This window comes from Luteimonas sp. gir (assembly GCF_037198055.1).
Lineage (GTDB): Bacteria > Pseudomonadota > Gammaproteobacteria > Xanthomonadales > Xanthomonadaceae > Luteimonas > Luteimonas citri_A.
Genome location: NZ_JBBAXQ010000017.1, coordinates 21,349 through 38,391 on the forward strand (window position 1 = coordinate 21,349; position 17,043 = coordinate 38,391).

General features: G+C 69.3%; 16 protein-coding genes. 9 read left to right on the forward strand and 7 right to left on the reverse strand.

The genetic code is table 11. The features are described from left to right. The first annotated feature begins 70 nt into the window (after nt 1-70). From WAF18_RS16595 to WAF18_RS16615, 5 genes are all read left to right on the forward strand, one after another. Nucleotides 71-1,165, forward strand: coding sequence for a LacI family DNA-binding transcriptional regulator (locus WAF18_RS16595; protein ID WP_337246082.1), 1,095 nt, complete (start codon nt 71-73; stop codon nt 1,163-1,165). Further along, complete coding sequence (locus WAF18_RS16600) at nt 1,162-4,524, forward strand: GH92 family glycosyl hydrolase (protein ID WP_337246083.1); 3,363 nt, start codon at nt 1,162-1,164, stop codon at nt 4,522-4,524. The genes WAF18_RS16595 and WAF18_RS16600 overlap by 4 nt, the downstream gene beginning before the upstream one ends. Next, entirely contained in the window at nt 4,521-5,219 is a 699-nt protein-coding gene (locus WAF18_RS16605; protein ID WP_337246084.1) for a basic secretory protein-like protein, read from the forward strand. The genes WAF18_RS16600 and WAF18_RS16605 overlap by 4 nt, the downstream gene beginning before the upstream one ends. Nucleotides 5,220-5,337: 118 nt before the next feature. After that, nucleotides 5,338-5,568, forward strand: coding sequence for a CopG family transcriptional regulator (locus WAF18_RS16610; RefSeq protein ID WP_183425849.1), 231 nt, complete (start codon nt 5,338-5,340; stop codon nt 5,566-5,568). Then, on the forward strand, nt 5,565-6,053 hold the full coding sequence (locus tag WAF18_RS16615) for a TA system VapC family ribonuclease toxin (RefSeq protein ID WP_337246085.1): 489 nt from the start codon (nt 5,565-5,567) through the stop codon (nt 6,051-6,053). The genes WAF18_RS16610 and WAF18_RS16615 overlap by 4 nt, the downstream gene beginning before the upstream one ends. 21 nt (nt 6,054-6,074) lie before the next feature. Here WAF18_RS16615 and gorA read toward each other — a convergent pair whose 3' ends face one another. The 4 genes from gorA to WAF18_RS16635 all read right to left on the reverse strand — a co-directional run bounded on the left by gorA (nt 6,075) and on the right by WAF18_RS16635 (nt 10,483). Continuing rightward, complete coding sequence (gorA, locus tag WAF18_RS16620; RefSeq protein WP_337246086.1) at nt 6,075-7,454, reverse strand: glutathione-disulfide reductase; 1,380 nt, start codon at nt 7,452-7,454, stop codon at nt 6,075-6,077. Then, the gene (locus tag WAF18_RS16625; RefSeq protein WP_337246087.1) at nt 7,451-8,698 is read right to left on the reverse strand and encodes an FAD-dependent oxidoreductase; all 1,248 of its coding nucleotides are present in this window, start codon (nt 8,696-8,698) and stop codon (nt 7,451-7,453) included. The genes gorA and WAF18_RS16625 overlap by 4 nt, the downstream gene beginning before the upstream one ends. Continuing rightward, on the reverse strand, nt 8,695-9,933 hold the full coding sequence (locus WAF18_RS16630; RefSeq protein WP_337246088.1) for a DUF418 domain-containing protein: 1,239 nt from the start codon (nt 9,931-9,933) through the stop codon (nt 8,695-8,697). Before WAF18_RS16630 ends, WAF18_RS16625 begins: the two co-directional genes overlap by 4 nt. Nucleotides 9,934-10,003: 70 nt before the next feature. Further along, nucleotides 10,004-10,483 (reverse strand): peptidylprolyl isomerase, encoded by a 480-nt coding sequence (locus tag WAF18_RS16635; protein WP_183425853.1) that lies wholly within the window; start codon nt 10,481-10,483, stop codon nt 10,004-10,006. Between the two features lie 91 nt (nt 10,484-10,574). Between WAF18_RS16635 and WAF18_RS16640 the strand changes: the two genes are divergently transcribed. Next, a complete protein-coding gene (locus WAF18_RS16640) occupies nt 10,575-11,150 on the forward strand; it encodes a C40 family peptidase (protein WP_337246089.1) in 576 nt (191 codons plus the stop codon). A gap of 108 nt (nt 11,151-11,258) precedes the next feature. Further along, nucleotides 11,259-11,915: a C40 family peptidase gene (locus WAF18_RS16645; protein ID WP_337246090.1), complete on the forward strand. Its 657-nt coding sequence runs from the start codon at nt 11,259-11,261 to the stop codon at nt 11,913-11,915. 330 nt (nt 11,916-12,245) lie between these two features. Here the strand turns inward: WAF18_RS16645 and WAF18_RS16650 are convergent, their stop codons facing one another. The 3 genes from WAF18_RS16650 to WAF18_RS16660 form a co-directional block, all read right to left on the reverse strand. Continuing rightward, the gene (locus WAF18_RS16650; RefSeq protein ID WP_337246091.1) at nt 12,246-13,454 is read right to left on the reverse strand and encodes an IS4 family transposase; all 1,209 of its coding nucleotides are present in this window, start codon (nt 13,452-13,454) and stop codon (nt 12,246-12,248) included. A 140-nt stretch (nt 13,455-13,594) separates the two neighbouring features. Continuing rightward, nucleotides 13,595-14,500, reverse strand: a complete 906-nt coding sequence (locus WAF18_RS16655) for a sensor domain-containing protein (RefSeq protein WP_183425855.1) — start codon at nt 14,498-14,500, stop codon at nt 13,595-13,597. After that, nucleotides 14,497-14,871 carry a PadR family transcriptional regulator gene (locus WAF18_RS16660; RefSeq protein WP_255492727.1) on the reverse strand — a complete coding sequence of 125 codons (375 nt, stop codon included), beginning with the start codon at nt 14,869-14,871 and terminating at the stop codon, nt 14,497-14,499. Before WAF18_RS16660 ends, WAF18_RS16655 begins: the two co-directional genes overlap by 4 nt. Before the next feature lie 119 nt (nt 14,872-14,990). On the opposite strand from WAF18_RS16660, the gene WAF18_RS16665 reads away from it, so the two are divergent. Then, nucleotides 14,991-15,965: a peptidylprolyl isomerase gene (locus tag WAF18_RS16665; protein ID WP_337246092.1), complete on the forward strand. Its 975-nt coding sequence runs from the start codon at nt 14,991-14,993 to the stop codon at nt 15,963-15,965. A 273-nt stretch (nt 15,966-16,238) separates the two neighbouring features. Next, nucleotides 16,239-17,027: a DeoR/GlpR family DNA-binding transcription regulator gene (locus WAF18_RS16670; RefSeq protein WP_337246093.1), complete on the forward strand. Its 789-nt coding sequence runs from the start codon at nt 16,239-16,241 to the stop codon at nt 17,025-17,027. The last annotated feature ends 16 nt before the right edge of the window (nt 17,028-17,043 follow it).

Here is a 17,043-nt window from a genome sequence, read left to right on the forward strand (position 1 = left end):
TGCTGCAATGCGGTTTGCCAAGCGGAGGGATTTTCTGCAGGATCGATGCACCTCTTAAAACGATCCAGTCATGACCCGATCCGAAACGCGTCGACGGGTGACCCTGGCCGACATCGCGCGCGCCTGCGGCGTGTCGCCGGCGACCGTGTCCCTGGTGCTCAGCGGCAGTCCGGTGGTGGCGGCCCGGACCCGGCAACGGGTCGAAGCGGAGATCCGCCGCCAGGGCTACGTCTACAACCGCAGCGCCGCGAATCTGCGCCGGAAGATCTCCACCAGCGTCGCCTTGGTGGTCAACGACCTGTCGAACCCCTTCGTCGCGGAGTTCGCCGCCGGCGTGGACGAAGCGCTGGCGGGTGCCGGTTGCGTGATGTTGCTGGGCAGCAGTGGCGAATCGGTCGAGCGCCAGCGCGCGGTGCTGGCATCGCTGATCGAGCATGGCCCTGCCGGTGTCATCCTGACGCCCGCCGATGGCACGCGCGCCGACGATCTGCGCCCCGTCGTCGGCCTGCACACCCCTTTGCTGTTGTTCAACCGCGAGGTCGCCGACGGCGACTGGGACTATCTGGGCGCCGACAACGCGACCGGTGCGCGCCTGGCAACCGAGCACCTGCTGGCACAGGGCCACCGGCGCATCGCGTTCTTTGGCGGCAGCCGCACATCGAGTTCGTTCCGCCAGCGCACCGACGGCTACCGCGCCGCGCTGGCCGAGGCCGGCGTCACGCTCGAACCGCAGTGGATCGTCGAGTGCCCGCCAACGCGGATCGCGGCAAGCCTGGCGACCGCGGCGCTGTTCGCGCGCGATCCGGCGCCGACTGCCGTGGTGGCCTACAACGACGGTGTGGCATTCGGCCTGATGATGGGCCTGCGTGCGCGCAATATCGCACCAGGCCGCGACTTCGCGATCACTGGCTTCGACGACACGCCCGAGGCCTGTGCCCAGGTGCCGACGCTGACGACACTGGCCACCGGCCCACGCGCGCTCGGACGCCAGGCGGTGGACATTGTGCTCGAGCGCGGGCGCGCGCCCGATGCGCCGCGACGCATGACGATCGCGCCGGTGCATCTGGTCGAGCGCGCCAGTTCGCTGACCTACGCGCATGCGCCAGGCGAACAACACGCCGGCACGGCGCGCCCTCGCGCACGCGGACGGAGCGCCCCGGCATGACCCGACAGCTCTCGACGCGCACGCTGCTGGCGTGTGCGCTTGCCGCCGCCTTCGTGCTCCCCACGCAGGCGCAAGACGCTCCCGGCTTCGCCAGCTCGTTCGAATCGGGAGACCCCGAGCCGGCAATGGAGGCGACTGGCGCACTCGCCGTGCGCGTGGGCAATGGCCCCGAGACGCCCTACGCCGCGCGGGCCGGCGCCGGCTACAGCGGTCTGCGGGCATTGCGCTACGAGGCCGCCGCACCTGGTCGTCAGCGGCTGTTCGACGTGGATATCGTCGTCGAGCCCGACACCGAGCTGTCGTGGCTGGTGCTGCCGGAAATCGTCGACGGCGATACGGACGCATCGACTTGGGTCTCGCTGGATCTGCTGTTCGACGATGGCAGCCGGTTGTCGGCCCGCGATGCGCGCGACCAGCACGGTGCCCGGGTCGGCGCAGATGCACAGGGCGCATCGAAGTCGCTGTATCCGCAGCAGTGGGCGCGCAAGGCGGTGCGCCTGGGCGATGTGACCGGATTGCGCGGCCGGCGCGTGGTCGCGATCGAGCTCGACGTGCAACCGCCGGGCGGCGGTGTCGCGCGTGGCTGGATCGACGACATCGCGCTGGCACAGGTACCGCGGCAGACGCGGGCGCACCCCAGCGACTGGGTGTTGACCACGCGCGGCACCCAGTCCAACGGCCGGTTCTCGCGCGGCAACAACTTCCCGGCAACCGCGGTCCCGCACGGCTTCAATTTCTGGACGCCGGTGACCGATGCGGGCGTATTGAACTGGCTTTATCGCTGGAACGAGCAGAACGACGCGGCCAACCGCCCGCGCCTGCAGGCGCTGGCGCTCAGCCATCAGACCAGCCCCTGGATGGGCGACCGCCAGACCTTCCAGTTCATGCCCTCGCGCGATCGCGGCGTGCCCGAAGCGGACCGCCAGGCGCGTGCGCTGGCGTTCGACCGCAAGACCGAGATCGCGCGGCCGCACCTGTATCAGCTGCGCTTCGACAACGGCATCGAGGTGGCCCTGGCGCCGACCGACCACGCGGCGGTGTTCGAGTTCGCCTTTCCCGGCGACGGCGATGCGAATCTGCTCTTCGACAACGTCGATGCGCGTGGCGGGCTGCAACTCGATGCCGCGACCGGGACCCTGACCGGCTATACCAATGTGCGCAGCGGCCTGTCCACCGGCGCGACACGCATGTTCGTGGTCGCCCGCTTCGATACGCCCTGGCGCGACAGCGGCACCCTCGATACCGGCCGGCCGACCGGCTACGTCAAGTTTGACGTCGACGGCGCGCGCACCGTGCGCATGCACGTCGCGACCTCGCTGATTTCGGTCGAACAGGCCTGGCACAACCTGGCCCTGGAGATGGACGAGGGCGACACCGTCGCCAGCGTATCGGAGCGCGCCCGTGCACGATGGGACGCATTGCTCGGCCGTTTCGAGGTCGAAGGCGCCAGCGACGACCAGCGCACGACGCTCTACTCCAATCTGTATCGGCTGTTCCTGTATCCCAACAGCGGCGCAGAGAATGCCGGCAGCGCGACGCAGCCCGACTGGCGCTACGCCAGCCAGATGAGCAGCGCCGACGACAATGCCGAGGGCAACGCGCAGCGCACCTTCGCCCCGGTGCGCGACGGCCGCATCGTGATCAACAACGGGCTGTGGGACACCTTCCGCACCGCATGGCCGGCCTACGCGCTGTTCGCGGCCGACAACGCCGGCGCGCTCGTCGATGGCTTTCTCGAGCAGTACCGCGCCGGCGGCTGGCTGGCGCGCTGGTCCTCGCCCGGCTACGCCGACCTGATGGTCGGCACCAGCACCGATGTCGCCTTCGCCGATGCCTGGCGCAAGGGCGTGACCGGGTTCGATCCGGTGCTGGCCTATGAGGCCGCGCTCAAGAACGCGACCGTGGTCCCGCCCAGCCGTCACGTCGGCCGCAAGGGCATGGCCGAGGCGACCTTCCGCGGCTACGCCGACACCCGCGTGCCCGAGGGCATGTCGTGGACGATGGAGGGTGCGCTCAACGACTTCGGCATCGCCGGCATGGCGCAGGCGCTGGCCGAACGCGCCGATACGCCGCAGGCCCGCCGCCGCTACGACGAGGAGGCTGCGTACTTCCGCTACCGCGCTGCGGCCTATGCACACCTGTTCGACCGGCAGGCCGGGTTCTTCCAGGGCCGCGATGCCGGCGGCGCGTGGCGCGTGCCATCGGCGCAGTACGACCCGCGCGTCTGGGGCCACGACTACACCGAGTCCAACGGCTGGACGTTCGCGTTCACAGCGCCGCATGACGGCAACGGCCTGGCCGCGCTCTACGGCGGCCGCGAGGCCCTGGCAGCGAAGCTCGACGCGTTCTTCGCCACGCCCGAGACGGCGGACCCGACGCTGGTTGGTTCCTACGGCGGCGTGATCCACGAAATGACCGAGGCGCGCGATGTGCGCCTGGGCCTGTATGCGCACAGCAACCAGCCCGCGCACCACATTCCGTGGATGTACCTCTATGCCGGGCAGCCGTGGAAGACCCAGCGCATCGTGCGCGAAGTGCTTTCGCGGCTGTATCTGGGCAGCGAGATCGGCCAGGGTTATCCGGGAGACGAGGACAACGGCGAGATGTCGGCCTGGTATCTGTTCGCCTCGCTCGGCCTGTACCCGCTGCGCATGGGCGCGCCCGAGTATGTGATCGGTTCGCCGCTGTTCGACCGCGCCCGCGTGCAACTGGGCGAAGGCCGGACGCTGGAGGTCCGCGCGATCGACAACGCGCCGGACCATGTCTACGTGCAATCGCTGACCGTCAACGGCCGGCCCTGGCGCCGCACGTGGATCCCGCATGAGGTCATCGCGGCCGGCGCCACGCTGGAATTCCGCATGGGGCCCGAGCCCTCGACCTGGGGCAGCCGGCCGGAAGACGCGCCGCCCTCGCTGACGCCGGATGGCCAAGCACCGACGACGCTGGCCGACCTGGCAGTCGCGGGCGCGCGCGCCACGGTGGCCGGCGACGAGGCAGCGGTTCTGATCGACGACGATGCCACCAGCGGCCTTTGGCTACGTGGCGACGACACCGCGGTCGAGATCGCGTTGCCGCAGCCCGGCCGCGCGCACTTCTACACGCTGACCTCGGGCGAACGCACGATCCAAGGCGCCGACTGGACGCTCGAAGGACGTCGCGGCGACGGCCCGTGGCGCACGATCGACACCCGCCGGGGCCAGACCTTCGCGTGGGCGCGCCAGACGCGTCCGTTCCGCATCGACGCACCGGGCGACTTCGACACCTATCGCGTGCGCTTCTCGGCACCCGGCCGCCTGCAGTTGGCGGAACTCGAACTGCTCGCCCCCTTCACTCCCGTCACGCTGGAGACCCGCCGATGACCCGCCCTGCCCGTCTGCTGCCGCTGCTGTGCCTGCTGCCGCTCGCCACCGCTGCGGCGACGGAGACCACGATCGAGCGCGACGGTGTGACGCTCGTCTACCGCGACGCGACCGATGCGCTCGATGCCGGTATGCGCGAGCGCATCGTCGAGACTTTCTTCTCGACCTACGCGCGTCAGCGCGCGGACTTCAACCCCGCTGCGGCTGACGCCGTCGACATCGTCATCGACCCCGACTACGACGGCGTCGCCTTCGTCGACAACAAGGGTCAGGCGACGATGACGATCAACCCGGCCTGGCTCGTCGAGCGCCCTGGCGATGTCGACCTGGTGACCCACGAGGCCATGCACATCGTCCAGGCCTATCCCGGCTATGGCGACGGCGCGCCGGTGTGGCTGACCGAAGGGATCGCCGACTACGCCCGCGACCGCTACGGGCTCGACAACGCCGCCAGTGGCTGGGCCCTGCCCGAAGCCGTCGCCGACGACCACCGGTACGACACTGGCTACCGGGTCAGCGGCGCGTTCCTCAAGTGGGCCGATACGGCGCACCCCGGCCTGGTGCGCAAGCTCGATGCCGCGCTTCGGGCGGGGGCCTACACGCCGGAGACCTGGGCTGCGTTGACCGGCGAGACGGTCGAAGCGACTTGGGCCCGCTATGCGCAGGCGCGTGCCGGCGGGCAGAAGGGGCAGTAGTCACCCGCGCCGTACAGGCATCCGACGATCCGAGATCGGCGCGCGACGGTGCCTCACCCTGATTTGCAGAATGATGCGTGATGCGCGATGCTTGATGCAGTTCCTCTGGAGTGCCCCCATGCGCACGACTCTTTCGCTCGACGACGATGTCCTCGCCGCGGCCCGCGCGTTGGCCCAGGCGCAAGGCCGCAGCCTCGGTGAGGTGGTGTCCGACTTGGTCCGCAAGGGCCTGACGCCGACCACGCCGCCACCGCGTTACCGCAATGGGATTGCGCTGCTGCCGGTCCGGCCCGGCGCCGAGCGAGCGACGCTCGAGCTGGTGAACCGACTGCGCGACGAGGCCCCGTGACCGGGGCCCGTCACCGAGTGGCGGAACGCGCGCCCGGCTGGCCGCCGGGCGCGCCAATTCACCTGCTCGACGTCAACGTGCTGCTGGCGTTGCTCGATCCCCTCCACGCGCACCATGACCGCGCCCACGACTGGTTCGCACGTGAAGGCGCGCAAGGCTGGGCTTCCTGCCCGATCACCCAGAATGGTGCGCTGCGGATCCTGTCCAACCCGCGCTATTCCAACCCGGCCGAGTCGGTCACCGAGGCAGCGCAGGTGCTGGCCGGCCTGTGCGCGCATCCGGGGCATCGGTTCTGGCCCGACGCGCTGAGCCTGCTCGACGCGCAGCACGTCGCGCACGATCGGCTGCTGACCTCCGGCCAGGTCACCGATACCTATCTGCTGGCGCTCGCCGTCCAGATGGGCGGGCGTCTGGCCAGCTTCGATCGCCGCCTGGTGGTCGACGCGGTCCGCGGTGGCGCACAGGCGCTGCACCTGCTGCCCTGAGCGGGCCGCGCTGCGCACCGGTCAGCGCATCAGCACCACTTCCTCGGCGCTGGTGGGGTGGATGGCGACGGTGTCGTGGAAGTCGTCCAGCGTGGCCCCCATCTTCAGTGCGACGGCAAAGCCCTGCAGGATCTCGTCGGCAGCGTCGCCGAGCAGGTGCAGGCCGACCACGCGCCGCGCCTCGCCCACACAGATCAGCTTGAACAGGCTGCACTGCGAGGTATCGGCCAGCGCCTCGATCATCGGGCGGAAGCGGCTGGTGTACACGTGCACGTCGTCGCCATGGCGCTCGCGCGCCTGGGCCTCGGTCAGACCGACCATCGCCAGCGGCGGATGCGAGAAAATCGCGCTGGGCACGTTCTCCGCATCGAGGCGCGCATCGGGCCGACCGCCGAACAGGCGGTCGCACAACCGGCGCGCGGCCGCGATCGCGACCGGCGTGAGCGCCGGACCGCAGCCGCAGATATCGCCTACCGCATGCACGCCGGGCGCAGGCGTGTCCTGGAACGCATCGACCGGCAGATGACCCTGCGGGTCGGGCGCGATGCCGACGCGCTCCAGACCCAGGTCGTCGGTGTTGGGGCGCCGCCCGGTCGCGAACAGCACCTGGTCGTAGTCCGCGAGCCGCTGACCACCATCGGTCTGGATCGCGATCCGCCCGTCGGCCTGCCGATGCAGCGCCTGCGAGGCCATGCCCAGATGCAGCACGATCCCCTGCTGGGTGTAGTTGTCCTGCAACTGCGCGACCAGTTCGGGCTCGGCCTGGCGCAATAACCGGCCGTCGCGTACGACCAGCTCCACCTGACTGCCCAGGGCCTGCAGCACACCGGCCAACTCGACCGCGACGTAGCCGCCCCCCACGATCGCCACGCGCGGCGGCGCCTGCGTCCAGTGGAAGAAATCGTCCGAGACCACGCCCAGCGACGCGCCGGGAATCTGCGGCACGATCGGACGCGATCCGGTCGCGAGCACGATGTGCGGCGCGCGCAGCAAAGCGCCGTCCGCTGTCTCCACCGCGCCCTCCCCCGCCAGCCGGCCACGCGTGGGAAGCAACAGCACACCGTCACGATCGAGCCGGCGGCGATAGCTGGCATGGATGCCGTGGATGTAGCGCTGACGATCGGTCAGAAAGCAGGGCCAGTCGAAGGCCGCACGGCCGTCGCGCGGCAAGTCGTATCCAAGTCGCGCGGCGTGTCCGATGCGCAAGCCCAGGTCGGCGGCCAGCCACATCGCCTTCTTGGGCACACAGCCGACGTTGACGCAGGTGCCGCCGAGGTCGCCCGGCTCGAGCAGTGCAACACGCCGGCCGTACTCGGCGGCGCGGAAGGCCGCAGCAAGTCCGCCCGAGCCGCCGCCGACGACGATCAGGTCGAACGCCAGGGCATCACCGCTCGCACTCATGCGAACCTCGCCGGCGCGAAGGGGGCCGGATCGAATCCGGGCGGCGTTCCGCAGATCAAATCGCGGATCAGGTGGGCAGTGGCGACACTCATGCTGATACCGAGCATGCCATGCCCGGTCGCCATCCAGATGTGACGATGCCCGGGCGCTGCACCGATCAGCGGCAGGTCGTCGACACAGACCGGGCGCAAGCCGGTCCAGGTGTCCTGGCGCCGGGGCGCCGGCGGCAGATGCAGATACTCGCCGGCCGCCTGTTCGATCGCATCGATCCGCACCCGGTTGAGGCTGCGGTCGTAGCCGGCGAACTCCATCGTGCCGCCCAGCCGCAGGCCGGCGTCCCAGACCGTCACGAACACGCTGCGCTCGTGCAGCACCATCGAACGCTGCGGCGCAGACACCGGACGTGCGTACGTCATCGAATAGCCCTTGCCCGGTTGCACCGGCACCCGCAGTCGCAGCCCGCGCGCGACGCGGGGCGACCAGGCACCAGCGGCCAGCAGCAGATCGCGGCCGGCGAAGTCGCCACGCGAGGTCGTCACACGTACGCCTTGCGCAGTCTCCTCGGCCGACAGCACCTCGCACTGTTCTTCCAGCGTGCCGCCTGCCGCGCGGAACGCCGCGGCCATTCCCGCGACGTAGACATCGGGCCGCAGGCGCGCGTCGCCTGGAAAACGCACGACGCCGGCCACCCCCTCGCGCAGCGCCGGCTCCTCGCGCAGCGCGAGTGGACCGTCGATCTGGTCCAGCGTCAGACCCAGCTCGCGCAGCATGCGCGCCTCGTCCTCAAAGGCCTCGAACTGCGCACGGTCCCGGTAGACGTAGTCGATGCCAGTCGCCGCGAACTCGCATTCGATACCGTGGTCGGCGAGCCAGCCCGGGAATGCCGCGCGCGACGCCTGCAGGATCGCCGCCCGCGCGCGCGTGGCGTGTTGCCAGTCGCGGTGGTTGCAGCGCAGCGCGAACTTCGCGAGCCAGGCCCACAGCGCCGGATCGAAACGCGGCGCGATGCGCAGCGGTGCGTCGTTGGCGAACAGCCAGCGCAATGCACGCGCGATCGCACCCGGCGCCGCCAGTGGTGCGGCATGGCTGGGGGTGATGGTCCCGCAATTGCCGTGCGAGCTGCCGCAGCCCGCGGTGCCTGCCTCGAGCACCCGCACCCGGCGCCCGGCTTCGACCAGCGCCAGCCCGCAGGCGAGGCCGACCGCGCCGCCGCCGACAATCAGCACGTCGTCGCGCGGGCTCATGCCACCTGGTACGCGCGCCGCCAGGTGGGTCGGTGGCCGTAGGTCGCCCAGCGCCACAGCCATTCCACCGGCCCGTGGCGATGCCGCGCCAGCCAGACAGGACTGATCGCCAGCTGCACCGCGAACACCGCCAGCACCAAGCCGGTCTGCGCCGCGCGCCCGAGCTCGCCCCACAGACCAGCGCCGTAGCCATAGAACAGCAACGAACACACCAACGATTGCGCAAGGTAATGCGTCAAGGCCATGCGGCCGGCCGGCGCGAAGGCGCGCAGCACCCGCTGTCCGGACGCCGATGTCCAGGCCAGCACCAGCAACGCGACATAGGCCAGCGACATCGGCAGCGATCCGAGCAGCATCAAGCCCACCGACAACGCGGCACGTGGCGCGAGCGGGCTGTCGAACGACGTGCCCAACCACACGCCCAGGGCCGTGAACAGCACCGCAGGCGGCAGCGCCCAGGCCAGCAGCCGCCACCAGAAACCGCGGTGCTGGGCGGGTGCGCGCAGCCAGCCGCCGCGCAGCAACCAACTGCCGATCAGGAACACGCCGGCAATCATCGGCACCTGGAACAACTGGCTTTGCAGGCCCAGTTGCAGGTAGTCGGACACACGACGCTGGGTGATCTCGCCGAAGCTGCCGCTGGGATAGATGCGCTCGGCGGCTTCGCGCCCCGACGCCAATGCGCCTGCAAAATCGGCCAGCATCGCATCGGGCACCAGCGCCAGCAGCGCGGCGTTCGCCAGATAGAACGCCCCAACCCCGGTATAGAGCGTCAGCCCGACAGCGAGCTGCCAGCGAGGCGCGATCTCACGCATTGCCAGCAGCAACAGTCCGGCGATGGCATAGCTGTGCAGGATGTCGCCCCACCACATCAGCACGATGTGCAGCAGGCCGAAGGCCAGCAGCACCGCCTGGCGGCGCAGGAACACCGGCGCGACCGGACCCCCCGAGGCGGCAATGCGCTCGCTCATCAGCGCAAAGCCCATGCCGAACAGCAGTGAGAACATCGTCCAGAACTTGCCGGCGATGAAGACGTGGACGCCCCAGGCGACCGCCCAATCCAGGCCGGTGGCCTCGGGCGGGATACCCGCGCCCATCTCCTGCGCCGGCCGCGAGAACCCTTCGATGTTCATCGCGAACACGCCCAGCAGCGCGACGCCACGCAGGGCATCGAGGATCTCCAGCCGCTCGGAAGCGGGCACCGGCCCCAGTACGGCATGCCGTGATGCGCTCATTGCATGTCCCCCGATCGACCGATCCGGCCCGGCGGCGCGACGCCTCCCCGCGTCGCGCACCGTTGGCGGATCAGTGGTGGTGACCGCCGTCGCCGTGGACGTGGCCGTGCTCGATTTCCTCGGTCGAGGCCTCGCGCACTTCGACGATCTCGATGTCGAACGTCAGATCCTTGCCGGCCATCGGATGGTTCAGGTCGACATCGACCACGCTCATGCCGACCTTCTCGATCGTCACCGCGCGCGGGCCAAAGCTGGTGTTGAGCACCACCTGCTGGCCGACACTGAGCTTCTGGTCGCCAAAGTGCTTCTTGGGCACGCGCTGGGTCATGCCCTCGCGGCGCTCGCCATAGGCCTCGGCGGCGGTGACCTCGGCCTTGAAGCTCTCGCCGGCCTCGCGGCCTTCCATCGCCTTTTCCAGGCCCGGGATGATGTTGCCGTGGCCGAACAGGATCGCCAGCGGATCGCGATCGCGCGACGTCTCCACCGGCGCCTGGCCAGCCTCCGCGACGCTGTAGTGGAAACGGACGACGCGGTCTTTCTCGATCTTCATGGGGGATCCCTGGTGACGCGGCCGCAAGGCCGCTTGAGGACGGTGGCGCACATGCGGCACGATGCCAGGACTGGCAGGTGGAATGACGTATATGCAGGCAAGTCCGCATTATCCCGACTCCGACGCGTTCGCGCCAACCGCCCGGCGCCGCGCGGTTGGCGTGCTGACGACGACGCTCGCCCTGCTCGCACTGGCCGGCTGCGGCGGGCGCGATGTTCGCCCGGCCGCGCCGGCTGCCTCGGCGCCGGTCCCGCAGCGCACCTGGAATGCGGTGTCGCCGACCGACCCGGCGGCGGCCAATGCGGTGCTGATGCGCGCGATCAGCCTGGTCGGCACGCCTTATCGATATGGCGGCAACACGCCCGAGGGCGGCTTCGACTGCAGCGGCCTGGTGAACTACGTGTTCCGCGACATGCTCGATGTGCGGCTGCCGCGTTCATCGCGCGAGCTCTACGCCTACCAGGGGCCGAAGATCGATGCCGAGCGCCTGGCACCCGGCGACCTGGTGTTTTTCGGCAGCGGCGGGAGCGTTTCCCACGTCGGGATCTATGTCGGCGAGGGCCGCTTCGTGCACGCGCCGAGCACCGGCGGCACCGTGCGCCTGGACCATCTGGACGGCAGCTACTGGCGCCGGAACTACACGGGGTCACGACGCGTTCTTCACTGAATAGCGAGCACAAACAAGCACTTGTGCGCATTCAGTAACTTTTGCTTAACAACTCCTTCGCACAAACCCGGTAGCTTCCCCCGCTGGTCCGGAAGATGTGAAGCACACGTGACGACGACAGACGCGTCTTTGAATGGCGCTGGCGCCTCCCGCAGCCTCCTCCGCAACACCTCCGCCGCGCTGCTGCTTGCGCTGGCGACCGCCCCGGCATTCGCAGGCCCCGGCCTGGCCGCCGACTCAGCGGATCAGTTCGATCAGACCACATCGGTCGCGAAGGCAATCGTCACACCCGCCGCCCAGTTGCAGCAGCCGCAGATGCTCCTGGCCAGCGACATCAACCAGCTCATCGCGATGGACGTCGACAAGCCGGTGCAGGTCGCCGACGGCCGGGTCGAATCCCTGCTCAAGCGCGCACTCACCCTGCTCGGCACGCCCTACCGCTGGGGTGGCTCCAGCCCCGACAGCGGTTTCGACTGCAGCGGCCTGGTCGGCTACGTCTTCCGCACCGCGCTGGGCATCGAACTGCCGCGCGTCTCGCGCGAAATGGCCCAGAACGGCGAACGCATCGACCGCACCTCGCTGACCGCCGGCGATCTGGTCTTCTTCGGCCGCCGCGGCAACCGCATCGACCACGTCGGCATCTACCTGGGCGAAGGCCGCTTCGTCCACGCCCCGCGCAGCGGCAAGGACGTCATGGTCTCCGACCTCGACTCCGGCTACTGGGCCACCCGCTTCCAGGTCGCCCGCCGCGTCGCCGGCGTCTGACCCGCAGTTCCGCGATGCCGAAGGCCGCCGAAAGGCGGCCTTTTGCGTTTCCAACACAAGAAAACCGGGGTCAGAGTCGCTTTTCCGCCCGGCCACCCGGCTGAGGCGAATCGGAAAAGTCACTCTGACCCCGGTTTTTGTGGGTGCATCCCTGGGCTGAGTCGTTTCTCGTCGCAGGTCTGCCCGCAGATGCGCATCCCCCATCCCGCCCGAGTGGCCGCGGCTCCGGCAGTCATAAACCGGGGTCGGAGGTCGATTTTCGATCCATCGATCCGAGGGGCGGCCCGGCTCTGCAAAAAACGACTCTGACCCTGAGGTATCCCCACGTTTCTAGCTCAACAGCATCTGTTGCAGCACGTGCCCAGGCAGTACGTGTAGGCGGGCCAGCCATTGGCTGATGGGTTCCATCGGCCAGCGTCTGAGCAAGGCCTCCCGCCCAAGACGTAGGGTCGAGTAGAGCCTGCGGCTACTCTTGCGAGGTACCAGCCAGCTGGCATGACTGGCGCGCTCGGCGGCCAGGCCCGCCAGCCAGCACGCAAAGCAGGCCAAGGTGTTGAGCATCAGCAGGATGCTCAGTCGCGGACCTTGGCGCGTCAGACTGTCCTCGAAGGCAGCACCGTAGCGGTGTGACTTGTGATCTCGGAAGCTGCCTTCGATCTGCATGCGACGCGCATACAGTTCAGCCAGTTGGTTGGCATTGGCTTCGGTCAGATCCGGTGAGGCGATGATCAGCCATGGCTCTCGCACGCCTGCCGCCGCTTTGCGGCTATGCGAGTTGCGTGCGACTTGGGTTCGGTGGCGTCGGCTGTAGTGCTTGCGCCCGCGAGGGGTCTTGCCGTGGATCACCAGACGGCAAACCAGTGGATTGCTCCGATTGATGTGCATCAGGTCCAGTTCGCGCGGCTTGCTTTGCGCAAGCTGCCAAAGGGACCGGCACGGAACCCATTGTGCCGGTCGATTTTCCTCGGCCGGCTTGACCAACGTCGTGCCACGCAGGCGGCCAACCCAACTCCAGCCCTGCGCCTGCACCGCCCGGAACCACGGCGTGCGGAAGCCTGCATCGGTGATCAGAATCGGGCGTATCCCTTCAGGAATTAGCGCCTGCAACTGTTGCAGGAACTGCTGTTCGGCACGGGGAGAACCTTGCTCATCGCCCGGGTATACCCGGTCAAGCAAGGTCAGTGTCCTGCCTCCGACGGGAACGGCGGCCCGGAGCAAACACCAGGATTTATCGGCCTTCAGATCGCTCCAGTCGATCACGATCAACGGCCGCTCTCCTCGCAACAACCAACGCGCCATCGCGGTATGCAGCGACAGACATTCGGCTTGCAGATGCCGATTGCCCAACAAGCGATCTGCCGCTTTGAGCGGGGCACTCACCCGCTTGGCTCCCGGCCAGCATCGCGCCAAGTCCATCAGCGTCAGTCGCCAGCCCGAGCTCAGCGCTTCCACCGCCTTCAACAACGCCCGCGCACGCAAGGCATGCATCGGACCCAGTGCATCCCCCAGACACCTCTGCAATACTTCGCTGGCGCGCATGGCTCGCAGTCCTTCTCTGGCTTAGTCACCTTGAAGACTGCGCCATGCGCGCACTTGTTTCCATCTCTCCCGAACGCAACCTCCTGATCTAGCTCAGGAAAATGTGGGGATACCTCAGACTCTGACCCCGGTTTTGGGGCTCAGTATTGGGCGGTACGCACCAGCAGGTGCTTGGCGATCGCGCCGTGCAGGCGGCCGATGCCGCGGCACAAGTGCAGGGTGCCGAACAGCAGCAGCACGCCGATCGCCGACAACAGCGGCAGCAGGAACGGGGCTTGCCGCGGCACGTCGATACCGGAGATCCACAGGTGCAGGTTCAAGCCCGGCACCAGCGACAGCGGGGCGGCGATCAGCGGCAAGGACGCGCTGAGCAGGGTCACCACCAGCGTGAAGTAGACGATGCCCAGCGGCAGCATCAGCAGCATGTACAGCAGCGTGCTCCAGGTCCGCGCGTCGGTGAACATGTCGGCGATACGCCCGGTCCAGCTGCGGCCGCGGGCCGCGTACAGCGGTCGACGCGGCATGCGTTCGCCGAGCATGACCTCGACCAGCCGGCCCTCCACCAGCGACAGCACCCGCACCGAGCCCAGGAACAGGATCAGCAGCGGGATGCCGACCAGCACGATGACCAGGCTGCCGGAGATCGACAGGCCCAGCACCACCCACAGAAAGTAGAAGATGCCCGTCGCCAGCGACAGCAGCATGTAGAACAGCGACGACCAGGTCCGCGGATCGGCAGCGACCCCGAAGAAGCGGCCTGCCAGCGAGCTGCGCGGCGCGGGCGCCGGCGGCCGCAGCGCGGTCTGCACCTTGACCTCGGTGTCGCGATAGATGTCGGCCACCTCGTCGGGCGCACCGTAGCTCGAGGCGACCGCGGCGATCACCTCGGCCTCGCTGCGGCCAGGATGCTCGGCCAGTTCCGAGCGCAGGTATTCCTCGGCGTCGTACAGCGCGTCCTGCACCAGCGCCGGGTCGGCGCCGGCCAGCGAGCGGCGCAGATGGTCCAGGTATTCGGGAATGTTTTGCGGCAGACCTTGGGTGTTCATTCGATCATCCCCTCCAGGACGGCGTCGACGGAATCGCGGGTGGCGCGCCAGGCGGCGGCCCAATGGCGCAGGGTCGTCCGCCCTGCCTCGGTGATGCGGTAGTAGCGACGCGGCGGCCCGGCATCCGAAGGCGCAACGTGGCTGTCGAGCAACCCCGCGGCGCCGAGATTGCGCAGCACCGGATACAGCGCGCTCTGCTTGCCGGCGAGCACGCCGTCGAGCCGTTCGAGCCGCTTGGCGATCTGGTAGCCGTACATCGGCTCGGCACTGCCAGCCAGCACCGCCAGCAGCGCGAGCGAGACCGTGCCTGCGCTCAGTTCCTTCTGGAACTTGCGCAGACCCGCGTCGTCCGCTTCGTCGCTTCCGGTCAATGCTGCCTCCGAGTGTCGAGCAGGACTCTATTGCGAACTTCGCTATAGCGAATGTGCCGCTAGTCATGCGACGCGCCAGGTCGGCCACAATCGACGCTCCCTTCCACCGGACCTCACGCATGCGCCTGCCCGCCTCCCGACTGCGCTTTTCCGTCGCCCCCTGCGCTGCTGCGCTCGCGCTGCTGATCGCCGGCTGCGCCAGCACACCCGCAGCGGACGTCGCAGGCACGCGCGAGGCCGACCCGCGCTCGACCCAGGACCTGCTCGACGCCTCCACGCCCGCGGACTGGCGCACGCCCGACCCGCAGGACACGCTGTATCTCGACCTGGAGACCGGGCGGGTGATCATCGAACTGGCGCCCGACTTCGCACCCGCGCACGTGGCCAACCTGCGCACGCTTGCACGCGAGGGCTTCTGGGACGGCCTGACGCTCTACCGCGCGCAGGACAACTTCGTCGTGCAGTTTGGCGACATCGTCGAGGACGGCGCCCCGGGCAAGCCGATCGGCAGCGCACGCGCGCACCTGCCGGCCGAGTTCGACCGCCCGGCCGCGGGGCTGGCATTCCATGCCTTGCCCGACCGCGACGGCTGGGCCGCGCAGACCGGATTCTCCGCCGGCTTCCCCGCCGCGCGCGATGCCGACGCACAGGCCGGCCGCGGTGGGCGCGCGTGGCTCGCGCACTGCTACGGCACGCTCGGCGCCGGCCGCGACACCGCGCCCGACTCGAGCAACGGCACCGAGCTCTACGTCGTGACCGGCCAGTCGCCGCGCCAGCTCGACCGCAACATCACCGTCGTCGGCCGCGTGCTGCAGGGCATGGAACTGCTGAGCGTGCTGCCGCGCGGCACTGGCCCGCTGGGCTTCTACACCGACCCGGCGCAGCGCACGCCGATCCGCGCGGTGCGCCTGGCCTCGGAACTGCCGCCGTCGCAGCGCACACCGCTCGAGGTGTTGCGTACCGATACACCGCTGTTCGATGCGGTGGTCGAATCGCGCCGCAACCGCCGCGATGCCTGGTACCTGCATCCGGCCGGGCATATCGACCTGTGCAACATCACGGTGCCGGTCCGCACGCCCACGGCGCAGCGCTGAGGGCCACGACGACGAGCCCCGCTGTGCGGGTCGCCCACTGGCTGCCCGCACGCCACGCCCGTGCATACGAATGCACGATGTTGCACGTTTTCACCCACTGATCCAAACTTCGCACCTTCACGCAGAGCGGGGGTGCCCGATGTCGCAGCGCAGGGGGTTGGACGGACGAAGGTCTTGCCGAGCCACGTCGATGCGACGCGCTGCGACCTGGAGACACGGCGCGAGCGTTGCCGTCGTGGGCACACGCGCGCTCGCCACCTGCGGTCGCATTCGATGACCGCATCCGGCGACGTACTGCCGCAGGAGCGCCAGCAGGCGATCCTGCGCCGGCTCGCGATCGAGGGCCGGGTCGTGGCGACCGAACTGGCGGCCGAGTTCAGCGTGTCGGAAGATTCGATCCGCCGCGACCTGCGCGAGCTAGCTGCGCGCGGCCTGTGCCGACGCGTCTACGGGGGCGCACTGCCACCAACGCCCGACTTTCCGCCATTGGCCCGACGCCATCACGAGCACGCGGCGGGCAAGCGCGCGCTCGCGATCGCCGCCGTGGCGGCGGCGCGGATCCGCCCGGGCCAGATGCTGCTGCTCGACGCCGGCTCCACGAACAGCGCGATCGCCGCCGCATTGCCCGAGCGGCAGGCGCTGACGGTCGCGACCAATGCCCCCGACATCGCCCAGACACTGATGGCCCGCGACGGCTTCGAGGTCCTGCTGATCGGCGGTCGGATCGACCCCAGCAGCGGCGCGGCGCTCGGCGCGCAGGCGATGGCGCAACTGCGCGATCTGCGCGCCGACCTGTGCTTCCCCGGTGCCTGCGCGATCGATGCCGACCACGGCATCTGGAGCGTCGACGGCGAGCAGGCCCGCTTCAAGCGCCTGATGATCGAGGCCAGCGGCGAGGCCATCGTGGTGGCGACCAACGCCAAGCTCGGCACGCAGGCCGCGCACCGGGTCGCGGCGCTCGAAGCGATCGCCACGCTGGTCGTCGAACACGATGCAGCGCCCGCGCAACAGGCACGCTTTGGCGCGCGCGGCATCGCGGTGCATGTCGCCGCGCCCCCCTGAGCGCCCCCTGCCTCTC

Bases quoted from the DNA above. Each gene is read 5' to 3' on its own strand.
- WAF18_RS16655 (WP_183425855.1), bottom strand. From the start codon at position 14,500: ATGAACACCCAAGGTCTGCCGCAAAACATTCCCGAATACCTGGACCAT.
- WAF18_RS16670 (WP_337246093.1), top strand. From the start codon at position 16,239: ATGACCGCATCCGGCGACGTACTGCCGCAGGAGCGCCAGCAGGCGATC.
- WAF18_RS16625 (WP_337246087.1), bottom strand. From the start codon at position 8,698: ATGAGCCCGCGCGACGACGTGCTGATTGTCGGCGGCGGCGCGGTCGGC.
- WAF18_RS16665 (WP_337246092.1), top strand. From the start codon at position 14,991: ATGCGCCTGCCCGCCTCCCGACTGCGCTTTTCCGTCGCCCCCTGCGCT.
- WAF18_RS16595 (WP_337246082.1), top strand. From the start codon at position 71: ATGACCCGATCCGAAACGCGTCGACGGGTGACCCTGGCCGACATCGCG.
- WAF18_RS16635 (WP_183425853.1), bottom strand. From the start codon at position 10,483: ATGAAGATCGAGAAAGACCGCGTCGTCCGTTTCCACTACAGCGTCGCG.
- WAF18_RS16650 (WP_337246091.1), bottom strand. From the start codon at position 13,454: ATGCGCGCCAGCGAAGTATTGCAGAGGTGTCTGGGGGATGCACTGGGT.
- WAF18_RS16640 (WP_337246089.1), top strand. From the start codon at position 10,575: ATGCAGGCAAGTCCGCATTATCCCGACTCCGACGCGTTCGCGCCAACC.
- WAF18_RS16630 (WP_337246088.1), bottom strand. From the start codon at position 9,933: ATGAGCGCATCACGGCATGCCGTACTGGGGCCGGTGCCCGCTTCCGAG.
- WAF18_RS16600 (WP_337246083.1), top strand. From the start codon at position 1,162: ATGACCCGACAGCTCTCGACGCGCACGCTGCTGGCGTGTGCGCTTGCC.
- WAF18_RS16610 (WP_183425849.1), top strand. From the start codon at position 5,338: ATGCGCACGACTCTTTCGCTCGACGACGATGTCCTCGCCGCGGCCCGC.
- gorA (WP_337246086.1), bottom strand. From the start codon at position 7,454: ATGAGTGCGAGCGGTGATGCCCTGGCGTTCGACCTGATCGTCGTCGGC.
- WAF18_RS16605 (WP_337246084.1), top strand. From the start codon at position 4,521: ATGACCCGCCCTGCCCGTCTGCTGCCGCTGCTGTGCCTGCTGCCGCTC.